Raw genomic sequence first — 11,466 nt, 5'->3', positions numbered from 1 at the left:
GATCAACAGTTGCTTTCAATAGCTTAAAACCTGGAAAGTTTCTTTAGATGTAAAGCTGTGTTTAAAATTACTTTAAGTAACGCTATTTAAACTTTTGAACTCGCACTATAAGATTAATGGTTGGCGGTTTAAACTCTCGATAAAAAATCATATATTATCAATCGGGAACATTGGTCGAATTATATGATGGAACTCCAATTTTTCTAATCTTTGATCAGTTGCACCAGGGGTAAGTGCCAAAATCTCGCCTTCGGAAACTGCACTTAATTCATCAAATAAATACCCTTGTTTTACAGCAATAATATCATAATCCTCAATAGTAATTCCTGCTCGTTTAAAATGGTTTAAAGTAGTAAATGAGTCACCCCGATTTGCAACCACTACATCAATATTTCCAATAGAAACGACACAAACCTCTCCTACTTTATCATTTGCGGAACTCATAAAGCCCAATAAATCACCCTTGGCAATCAGTTTTCCTTTTAGTGGGACGGGAGTACTATTTTCATCGTGTCCAACGCCCACATTTTCGGTAATGAAGTCACCAACTTGGTAAGCATTTATTTTTTCAAAAGAATACTTATCAAAAATAGCAGAAATCAAAACTCTTTTGTTACCAAGTTCTCGTTCCTTAAACATTTTCAAAAGTAAGGTATTAATTCCTGGGGCCCCACCGGTTGTATTATCACCGGAATCTGCTATAAAAACAGGCTTTCTCTTTTTCGACAGCGCTTGATCAATTGCTTCCCGAGCTTCTAATACAGTTACATTATATGTAAATTCATGTCGACGACTAAATACGTAATCAGCTAATTTTTTTGTCCACTCTTCTGCCAAACATTCATATGATTCAGATTTTGGAACAACAAGTACAGATGCAGAAGTATTTACCGTATCATTCCAAGCATGTCCATTAAAATAGTTAGCACTGATAATTCCCTCTATTTGTTCAATCTCTTCTAACTTTTGAAAAATAGATTTTAACGGATCTGCATTTCCCATAGCCTTTTCCCCAGGTAAAATAATAGGCACTCTTATAAAGGATGGGTTAATCTTTGTTTTATTCTTCATACATTCAATTAATAACTTTGCGGTAATTTGTTCTGTCTCTGCTTGATCAATATGTGGAACGGTGCGATAAGAACGAACAATATTTACATACTGATGAAATTCATCTTTTAAGTTTGCATGAAAATCTAATGTTAATGAGATGGGAATATCATATCCACAAATTTCTCGTATTTCTTTTAATAAGGCAAGTTCACCTGAACCGATATTTTCGACCTCCATGGATCCATGCAAATGTAACCAAATTCCGTCTATATCTATTGCTTCTTTTAATTTAGTTATCATTTTATCTGCAAAAAAGCGGTATGTCTTTTCCGATAATATCCCTGAAGAAATAGCTGTTGCATAGATACTAGGAATTATTTCAATTTCTTCATTTCTGAATAATTCTGTACTCGCAAACCGTTCTAACGATTTATCTCCTTCTAAAAAAGTAAAATCTTTTATCTCCGTTAAAAATGGATTAAACGTTGTTGCTTCATGATAAAAAGATCCAACAAAAACCTTCATTTATCTTCCTCCACCTATAAAATGGGAATACATCTTAAATCGGTCTGCTATTATTTACTTATCAAGCGGGTACATCGGTCTGATCAAGTGATGGAATTCTAATTCCTCCACCAATTGATAGGTTGCTCCAGGGGTAAGTGCTAAAATTTCCAAAGCAGCTATTTCACTTAATTCATCAAATAAATAACCTTGTTTTACAATAATTACATCGTACTCTTGAATTTCTAAACCGGCTTTTTTAAAATGATTAATCGTAGTAAAAGAGTCCCCATGATTGGCTACAACAATATCAATATTTCCCACATCGATAGTACAAACATTTCCAATTACATCGTTTTTAGAAGTTTGATAACCTAATAGCTCTCCTTTTGCTTTCAGCGTTCCGGTCAACTTGACTGGCGCGCTATTTTCGTCAAAATTGGCTCCAACTTCAATAGAAACTTCATTTCCTATTTCGTATGAACTCAGTTTATTGTAGGAAGCTTCATCATAAATTGCTGCTACTAAAACTTTCTTATTCCCTATATTTTTTTTGACTAAATGCCGAAGTAAGACAGTATCAAGACCTGCGGCACCACCTGTCGTATTATCTCCTGAGTCTGAAATAAAGACCGGCTTATCATCTTCACCAAGTGCACGATCAATCGCTTCAGCTGGTTTTAAAGTAAGCATAGGAAAAGTGAATTTATTACGAAGACCATAGACAAATTCCGCCAACTCTTCAGCTACTTCTTCAGCCAACTCCTGATAGTTTTCTGACTCAGGAATAATAATAGCGGAAGCCGATGTATTTGGAGCATCTGTCCATGCATGTCCATTAAAATAATTGGCTAAAAGAATTCCTTCCATTTTTTCATACTCTGTGAGTCGACTTAAAATTGTTTTCATCGGTTCAGTTTTACCAGTAGCTTTCTCACCTGGCGTAATCATTGGAATTCGTTTGAATACTGGGTTTATTCTTACATTTTTTTCAATACAATCAGCTAACATATTTGCTGTAATTCGTTCTGTATCTTCCTGATCAGTATGAGGAGCTGTTCGATACCCACGTATAATATTTGCAAGTTTTGGTACATCGACATCTATATTTCCGTGTAAATCCAATGTCAGGGATATTGGTATATCATTTCCGACAATCTCCCTAATCTCCCTTAATAATTGTGCCTCTCCTGAACCAATATTGACGACTTCCATCGCACCATGTAAATGGAGCCAGATACCATCGATATTTTTTTCTGTTTTCAATACGTTCAGGATTTTATCGGCAAAAAACCGATACGCTTCTTCCGTTACACAACCACCAGAAATAGCGGTTGCATAAATAGTCGGAATTACTTCTATTCCTCTTTTTTCAAGAACGTCAGTGGCAGCAACTCGATACTTAGATGCTTCTCCTTCAAAAAAAACAAAGGAGCGTTCGTCCATTACAATCGGATTAAAAGTGGTTGATTCTTGATACCAGTTACCTACAACTATTTTCATAAGATTCCTCCTACTGCGACATTTAATAGAGAGGAAGATTATCCTCACTTTTCTACTGTTTTTTAGAACATAGACACGTCATGTTTCACTTCTTTTTTACCAATAAATTTATATTCCGCTAGATTAATCCAAACAATTTTGGTAAAAACAGACTAAGTTGCGGAATATATGTAACGATAAGCAACACAAATATAATTACTGCATAAAAAGGCAACATTGGCTTAATCATATGCTCTAGCCGTACTTTTCCAATACTCGAACCGACAAATAAAATTGTTCCAACCGGGGGAGTGATCCCGCCGATACACATTGCAAAAACGATTATAATTCCAAAATGGATGACATCCATTCCGAAACTCTGAACGATAGGCAGAAAAATCGGGGTAAAAATTAATACTGCAGGAGCAATATCCATAAACGTTCCAACGAGCAATAAAACAAAAAGAATAATTAATAATATTAACGTAGGATTATCTGTTATCCCTAAGATCGAATTGGTAATCGCCGTTGGAATACCGGCAACAGTCAGAATATGGGTCATCATGGAAGACGCACCGATTAAAAACATAATTACTCCCGTCACATTAATCGTCTCTAATAACATTTGAGGAACAATTTTAAAACTGAAAGTCCGATAACATAGCATAAGAATAAATGCATACAATACAGCAACAGATGCTGCTTCTGTAGGGGTAAAAACACCTAAAATAATGCCACCTATCACAATAATGACTAATAACAAGCTCGGTATCGCCTGAATAATTACTTTCATTCCTTCACGGAAAGGCATTTTTTCTGCGACCGGATATTTTCTTCTCTTCGCAATAAAATAGGCGACAACCATGACACCAATTCCCCACAAAATCCCTGGAATATACCCAGCAATAAATAGAGCTGCGATTGATGTCCCCCCACTAACGAGCGAAAAAAGAATCAATGTATTGCTTGGTGGAATTAACAGTCCAGTTGGTGCAGAAGCTACGTTTACAGCTGCCGAAAATTCTTTATCATATCCCTCTTTCTTTTGCAGTGGAGACATCAATCCACCAATTGAAGCTGCAGCGGCTACTGCAGAACCCGAAATCGAACCGAACAACATATTACCTACAACATTTGTATGGGCTAAAGAACCTGGCAATTGCATAATTAAAAGTTTGGCGAAATTAATTAACCTTGTTGATATTCCACCATGAGTCATCATCACTCCGGATAAAACAAAGAATGGAATTGCGAGTAATGTAAAGCTTGATATCGAATTAAACAACGACTGAGCAGAAGAAAAAGCTGTCACATCAAATGCATATAAAGTCAGCATTGTCACGATCGTCGGTATTCCTAAACTGATTGCAATGGGCACCCCTAAAAAAAGCAGGATCGCAAACACAATCAATAAAATAACTCCTATCTCCAGTGCCATAATTAGCCTCCTGTCTTCACTTATAAAATATAGAAGTTCACTAACAAATAATGAGATATGATTAGTATGTCACCACCTCTAACTATGCGGTATACATACTAATCACATGCACGAAACGGTTTTAACTCAGAATTGTATTACATTGTCGACTGTGTCACTTCATAATCTTCATTTACTTTTGTACCGCGAAAAAGATCGACTATATTAAAGAGGCTATAAAATACGATAAACATACCTGAGATTGGGAATGCGATATAAATATAGCCGATTGGAATACGAAGTGTCGGTGACATCTCTGCCATTGCCATACTCACACCTTGCGATCCTCCATATACTAATACCGTAACTGCAAAGAAAATAACGGTAAGTTCTGTAAATAGGTCAATAATAAACAACATTTTCCCACTAAATCTTTCTTTTAAAAATACAATCGCAAGATGAGCTTTTTTACCAAAACAATATGCAGCAGCTAATAATGCCAACCATAATAGTGCATACCTTAAAAATTCTGTTGTAAAACTGGCTGAATTACTTAATACATGTCTCGTAAAAATTTGCCATAACGCGATGAATACCATAGTGACAAGTAACGTACCCATTAATACTTCCAAAATCCTGTCTAAAACGAGCTTCACCTTTTTCATTACACTCACCACTTTATGTTCAGATTAGAAACTTTTTCTTTATTTCATTTCTTCAATAATTGATATATACTCTGCAATCTCTTCATTTTCTTCGGCAAATTTTTCTTTCATCGGTTTCAACGCTTCAGCAAAAGGCTCTAGATCCGGATAATAAATAGTGACCCCAACTTCTTCGGATTTCTTAATAGCTTCTTCTCTCTCTTTTTCCCATGTTTCAGTATGAAATGCCGTTGATTCTTCAGCAGCTTCCATGACGGCATCTTGCTGTTCTTGAGTTAAATCATCCAAAAATGTTTTTTTAATTAGCAGTACATCTGGAGAAAAAACATGTTCTGTAAAGGAAAAATGTTTTGCTACTTCGCCAAGATTATTTTCAGTAAAAGCAACGATTCCATTATCCGCTCCATCAACAACTCCTTGCTGGATCGCAGTATAAAGCTCATTCCAATCGATCGGTGTTGCACTACCTCCAAGTCTTTCGACTGCTTCAATTAATATTTCACTTGATTGAACTCGCATAACAAGGCCTTCCATATCTTCTGGTTTTTCAATTGGAGTATCACTCGTATAATAGTTACGCGCACCAGCGTCATACCAAGTAATACCTACAACGTCCAAGTCTTCAGTAGATTGATAGATTTCCTTGACATGTTCACTATTCATAAACTTCTTTCCATGTTCAATCCCTTCAAATAAATAAGGAATACTGAAAATAGAGTAAATATCTTCAAAATTTTCTAAAGAATTAACAGACACCTTCGCCATATCGAGTGTTCCAGCTTGAAGTGATTCGATATATTGTCTCTCATCACCAAGTTGTCCACTTGGATAAATTTCAACTGTTACTTCCCCACCCGTCTTTTCTTCGACTAATTCAGCAAACTTTTCCATTGACAAATGAACCGGATGGCTTGGTGCTTGTGTATGAGCTAATTTAATCATCTTTGCTTCTTTATTATTAGAGTCTCCCGACTGAGCTGATCCGTTATCAGTCGATTTTCCTCCACAAGCTGCAAGTAGTCCTACAAGTAATATCGCTATTAGCACAATAAAGTTACATTTCTTCATTTTCATCCCCCTAGTTTTTATCCTATGAATCGGATTGTTCCTGACTTAATTTCCAATAACAATTAATCAAATAGCCCCTTGCCAGACGTGCACCACCACCTTTTTTGAATAGAGATTACTGTCCTTTTACGTTGACTGCATTTTCTTGTGCTACTAAACAAAGTTCAGCAGCTTTAAAGGCATGTTCTTGAGTCATCGCGTTTTCTGTACGGTGAATACAATCTAGGATAAGTTGTCCAAAAAACGGAAATCCAACTTCTCCCGAAACATTAAAATATTGTTCTCCTTTTTGATTAACAAGAAAGACATGATCACCAGAAGTATCCCGAGCCAAATCTACATATTTTCTTATCTCAATTGTCCCTTCGGTTCCAACGATAAACGTTCGTCCGTCTCCCCAAGTACTCAATCCATCAGGGGTAAACCAATCTACTCTAAAAAATTGGGTGGCCCCATTATCACCAACTAATGTCACATCTCCATAATCCTCTAACTCAGGAAATTCTGGATTATTGTAATTCGCCACTTTACTATGCAAGATTTGAGCATCTTTACATCCGGCATAATAAAGAAATTGTTCAATCTGATGGCTTCCAATATCGCACAAAATGCCACCATACTGTGCTTTATTAAAAAACCAATCCGGCCGACTCGGAGCGTTCAACCGGTGAGGCCCAAAACCGGTAACTTGTATTACTTCACCGATTGCCCCTTCTTTTACTAAATCCCCAGCAAAAACAGCTCCTTCAACATGTAATCGTTCACTGAAATACACCATATACTTTTGTTGTGTTTCCTGAACGACCTGTTTCGTTTCTTCTAATTGCGCCATTGTTGTAAACGGAGTTTTATCGGTAAAATAATCTTTATTTGATTTCATTACTTGATTTCCTAACGTGCTTCTTTCTGAAGGAATTGCTGCTGCAGCTACCAATAAAACTTCTTCATCTTCCAGAACTTCATCTAAAGAACGAGCAACTTGCGCTTCCGGGAACTTTTCAAGAAAGTCTGCCACTTTTTTTTCATCTTGGTCATACACCCACTTTATTGTTGCTCCTGCTTCGACCAATCCGTTACACATTCCGTATATATGCCCATGATCGAGGGCTACTGCTGCAATTGGAAACTCTCCCTCTTTAACAACCGGATTAGGTTTACCTTTTGGTGCATAATTCATTCCATCTTTAGCCAAAGTCTTCACTCCCGCTTTATATAATGATCAATAGTTGTGTTTCTATTAAAACCAGTCTCCGTACCCTAATTTTTTTAAATTTTCAGCGGATGTTTGTAAGCAGTCGAATGGATCATCACCATACGTATCATCTTGTTCGACTATAAAATACTCTGCTCCACTAGCCAGTCCTGCTTCAATTATCCCCTTCATATCTAAGCTCCCTTCCCCGACTTCCGCAAACTCGATAACATCTACAAACTTTTTCATGAATTTATCGTAGTCTGCAAGCTCTTCCTCAGTTAGATTTAATCTTCCAATTCGATAATCTTTTAAATGAAGTAAGGCAACTCTTCCTTTATATTGTTTAATCATTTCAATAGGATTTTCTCCAGCTCTTTGAATCCAGTGAACATCTAACTCGAATCCTAACCGTTTTGTTGTGTCCCTCATTATATCTAACAAATATTTGCCATCATATTTTTCAAATTCGACATGATGAGTGTGATGATATAGTTCAATTCCATGCTCAGCTAGCTTCTCTGCCTCTGCTTCAGCTTTATAAATGAAGTCCATGGTTTTATCTTTATTTCCCATCAGATTTAATGGGATCATCCCAATTCTTAAAAAATTACAATCTAACGTTTTGCAATCGTTTACAATTTTATCAAAATCATCCCTTAATGAATCACCAGGTAAACCCTTTGCAACAGGTTCAATAAACGCAGACATTGCAGCTACCTTTATATCAAAGTCTTCTATCGCTTGTTTAAATTGGTTAACATTTTCAGGAGTCATTGGGACTTGAGAGATTTCAATATAGCGATATCCAATATCCCTTAATTTTCTTAACGTTTCATAAACCCCAATTGTGGCGACACTTTCTTTCAGCATCATCATCTGGACTCCTATTTTTCCCTGTTTCATCATTTATTCCTCCAATATAATTAGTTATTTATAAAAGAGCTTATTGAAACTGCTCTTTTATAAACGTTAAAGATTTTTGTAATTCTTCGACGTTAAATTCTGTCCAAATCGATTCAATGCAAAGTTTATTATTATAATTTGCTTCTTTTACACAACGTACAAATTCATCATAAGGATAACTTCCCGTTCCCGGTTGATGACGGTGTGTATCCGCTAAATGGATATGTTTCAAATAATCCTTATTCTTTACGATATCAGTTATCGGTTCTTGCTCTTCATCCATGTGATAAAAATCTGCCAAAACCTGAATCTCCGGTCTGTTAATTTTTTCAGCAAATTCTACTCCTTCTGATACGCTGTTTATTATATTGGATTCTTTTTTATTAAGTGGCTCGATAACAATCGTAAGTCCAAAACGTTTTGCTTCATCAGCTACTAACTGTAGAAACTCAATAATTTGTCCTTCCACTTTTTCACGAGGATATTCACTCTCCGAAATGGTCCGTGCATCACCACTTCCAAATACCACGGTTTCAGCTCCAAGTTCTTTGACACGATTTAAAGCTGTTTTCACATAATTTTCTATCCTTTTTTGATCTATATTTTCTCCTACAATTTTTAGATCACCAGGTAAAAATACATTACATGCTTTGACAGGTATCGATAACTTTTTATATTCATTTAATACTTTTTGAAAAGCTTCTTCGCTCTCTTCTGGAACTAGTGAAACTACTTGACATTCAACAAAATCAAATCCTGCTTCTTCTGCAATTTTTGCTTCTTCTACATTTGCAACACATACTCCAAATTTCATCTTAAGCACCTCTGTTTAATTACTAATTTTTTCTGCCAATATTATTTCTTTATCTTCTATAGAAGACTTCTCAATTGCATCAATTATTCTAAGTGATATGAAAGCATCTTTCGCATGTATATAACTCGATTTTTCTTTTAATATACATTGATAAAATTGATTAATTAACTTGTGATGGCCAGCTCCATAATAGAATTTTTCTCCTTGAAACTGTTCATCTTCTATTAATTTAACTTCGCCTTCATCGGCTGTATATTTATATAGAGCTTCATTTCTAATCGTAAACTGAGCTTGTTCACAAACAACCTCTAACTCAATACTCGAATCGATCGCATTCGCTGTCGTTGCTACAATTAGACCTTTCGCTCCGCTAGTAAAATACATATTGACAACCGCTGTATCCTCAACATTCAGATTATAATCATGCAAGTTGCTTAACTTACCTCTAATCGATTCAATTTCTCCTCCAAGTAATTGGATTAAATCCAATGTATGAATTGCTTGGTTGATCAAAACTCCTCCACCAGCATATTCCTTTTGTCCTCTCCAAGCCTTCGTGTAATAATAACTTTTTGGTCTAAACCAAGTTACAATTCCTTTGATTCCTATTATTTTTCCGTATCTACCACTAGTAACTTCATTCTCTAAAACTCTGAATGTGTCATTTAACCGATTTTGTAAAGAGACGCATATTTTAACATCAGGAAGTCTCTCTTCTAATCTAACAATAGATAACCCCTCTTCCATTGTGTGCGCTAGTGGTTTTTCCAAATAGATATGAATTCCTTTTTCTGCACAAGCTTTTGTAACTTCATAATGTAAATGATGTGGCAAACATATATGTACACAATCAAGTCTTTCATTTTCTAGCATTTCTTTATAATTAGTGTAAAATTTTACTCCTGATACTAATTTATTTAATGATTCGTCCAAATCACATACTGCAACCAAGGTCACATCTGGATTCGATCGGATTGTTGAAAGATGTACTTTTGAAACATCACCTAAACCTATAACTGCAATTTTTAGCATATGTCTAATCTCCTTAGAACCATTTGGAAACGTATGAATTATTGATGCACCGAGTTCTGTTTTTCTTTTTCAATTCTTTTATTTAATTCTTGTAAAAACAGTTCCTCGTCAACTGGTAATGAAACTTCTTTCCCTAGCCAACTTGAAAGATAAATAGCGTTAACCAGTTCTACTCCATAAATCCCATCACTGCCCGGTGCTAAAATGGGTTCTTCTCCTAAAATAGTTGCTGTAAAGTTTTTCAATACGTTAATATGCTGTTCCCCCCATTTACTTTCAAAAACAGAGGTTTCTTCGGAGTAAATATCTTTTAATCCACCTCCGGAAACAACAGTTTGCACATCTTCTTGCTTCATTCGTGCATTTGTTTTCGCCTCATCTTCATGAAGTCGATAAATAGTCAGCTTTTTACTGTCATCAACAACAATCTTTCCTTTATCCCCTAAAATTTCTAATCTATCGGTACCGATCAGATCATGCGTCCGGGTAATAAATACACCTGTTGCTCCATCTCCATAATCCAGAACAATAGTCGCATCGTTATCTACTGTAATATCACGATGATTTCCATATTTTATATTCGCAAAGACTTTATTAGGCATTCCACAGATCCACTGAAACAAATCTAATTGGTGTGGGGCTTGATTAACTAGAACTCCCCCACCTTCACCTTCCCATGTCGCTCTCCAGCTACTTTCATCATAGTAAGCTTGAGGACGCCACCATGTTGTAATCAACCAATTAGTCGCACGAATTCTACCAATTTCTCCATTATTAATTACTTCTTTCACTTTTTGATAGAGCTTATTTGTCCTTTGATTAAACATAATTCCGAATGTCAACTCTGGTTTCGATGCCGCTACTTTGTTTAGTTCTTTTACTTGTTTTGCATCAATGCCGGCAGGTTTTTCTACAAGTACATGAATATCTCTTTCTAAAGCTTGAATGCCTATCTCCGGATGCAGATAATGAGGTACACATGTAATAACCGCATCTACTTTTCCGTTTTCAAGCAATTCTATATAATTTTCGTAAAAAGGAATGTTTGGATATTTCCCTTCTGCAATCGCTTTCTTTTTTGGGTCAGTATCACAGATTGCCCCTAGTTCCATATTTTTCACTTTTCCTTCTGTCAGGAACTCTGCATAAACACTTCCTTGAACTCCTAATCCAATAATACCTAATCTAACTTTTTGCATTTTTCTTCTCTCCTTAACTAGTTGTAAACACAACAGAGGTTCATATTTTTGTACAAAAATTAAGAAAATTTTATACAAACTTCTTTAGTTTAAATAATTTAGAGACATTTAATTGCCTTAAATTAAACCATAAT

The 11,466-nt window shown here is 35.7% G+C and carries 10 protein-coding genes; all 10 read right to left on the bottom strand.

Features of this window, described 5'->3' with window-relative positions:
* Positions 1-147: 147 nt before the first annotated feature.
* The 10 genes from SPD48_RS05975 to SPD48_RS05930 all read right to left on the bottom strand — a co-directional run bounded on the left by SPD48_RS05975 (position 148) and on the right by SPD48_RS05930 (position 11,332).
* Entirely contained in the window at positions 148-1,578 is a 1,431-nt protein-coding gene (locus SPD48_RS05975) for a M81 family metallopeptidase (protein ID WP_336257173.1), read from the bottom strand.
* 54 nt (positions 1,579-1,632) lie between these two features.
* On the bottom strand, positions 1,633-3,060 hold the full coding sequence (locus tag SPD48_RS05970) for a M81 family metallopeptidase (protein ID WP_336257172.1): 1,428 nt from the start codon (positions 3,058-3,060) through the stop codon (positions 1,633-1,635).
* A gap of 118 nt (positions 3,061-3,178) precedes the next feature.
* The gene (locus tag SPD48_RS05965) at positions 3,179-4,477 is read right to left on the bottom strand and encodes a TRAP transporter large permease (RefSeq protein WP_336257171.1); all 1,299 of its coding nucleotides are present in this window, start codon (positions 4,475-4,477) and stop codon (positions 3,179-3,181) included.
* Between the two features lie 137 nt (positions 4,478-4,614).
* Positions 4,615-5,121 carry a TRAP transporter small permease gene (locus SPD48_RS05960; RefSeq protein ID WP_336257170.1) on the bottom strand — a complete coding sequence of 169 codons (507 nt, stop codon included), beginning with the start codon at positions 5,119-5,121 and terminating at the stop codon, positions 4,615-4,617.
* A gap of 39 nt (positions 5,122-5,160) precedes the next feature.
* The gene (locus SPD48_RS05955; protein ID WP_336257169.1) at positions 5,161-6,189 is read right to left on the bottom strand and encodes a TRAP transporter substrate-binding protein; all 1,029 of its coding nucleotides are present in this window, start codon (positions 6,187-6,189) and stop codon (positions 5,161-5,163) included.
* Between the two features lie 115 nt (positions 6,190-6,304).
* Positions 6,305-7,366 carry a Gfo/Idh/MocA family protein gene (locus tag SPD48_RS05950; protein ID WP_442962121.1) on the bottom strand — a complete coding sequence of 354 codons (1,062 nt, stop codon included), beginning with the start codon at positions 7,364-7,366 and terminating at the stop codon, positions 6,305-6,307.
* Positions 7,367-7,426: 60 nt separating this feature from the next.
* Positions 7,427-8,287, bottom strand: a complete 861-nt coding sequence (locus tag SPD48_RS05945; protein WP_336257167.1) for a sugar phosphate isomerase/epimerase family protein — start codon at positions 8,285-8,287, stop codon at positions 7,427-7,429.
* A gap of 40 nt (positions 8,288-8,327) precedes the next feature.
* Positions 8,328-9,101: a sugar phosphate isomerase/epimerase family protein gene (locus SPD48_RS05940; RefSeq protein WP_336257166.1), complete on the bottom strand. Its 774-nt coding sequence runs from the start codon at positions 9,099-9,101 to the stop codon at positions 8,328-8,330.
* Positions 9,102-9,116: 15 nt separating this feature from the next.
* A complete protein-coding gene (locus SPD48_RS05935; RefSeq protein ID WP_336257165.1) occupies positions 9,117-10,133 on the bottom strand; it encodes a Gfo/Idh/MocA family protein in 1,017 nt (338 codons plus the stop codon).
* 38 nt (positions 10,134-10,171) lie between these two features.
* Entirely contained in the window at positions 10,172-11,332 is a 1,161-nt protein-coding gene (locus SPD48_RS05930; RefSeq protein WP_336257164.1) for a Gfo/Idh/MocA family protein, read from the bottom strand.
* Between the last annotated feature and the right edge of the window lie 134 nt (positions 11,333-11,466).

This window comes from Pseudogracilibacillus sp. SE30717A, assembly GCF_037071985.1.
In the GTDB taxonomy this organism is placed as follows: Bacteria; Bacillota; Bacilli; order Bacillales; family Amphibacillaceae; genus Pseudogracilibacillus.
The sequence above is the reverse complement of the archived record's forward strand: the minus strand, read 5'-3'. Positions and strand labels throughout refer to the sequence as shown.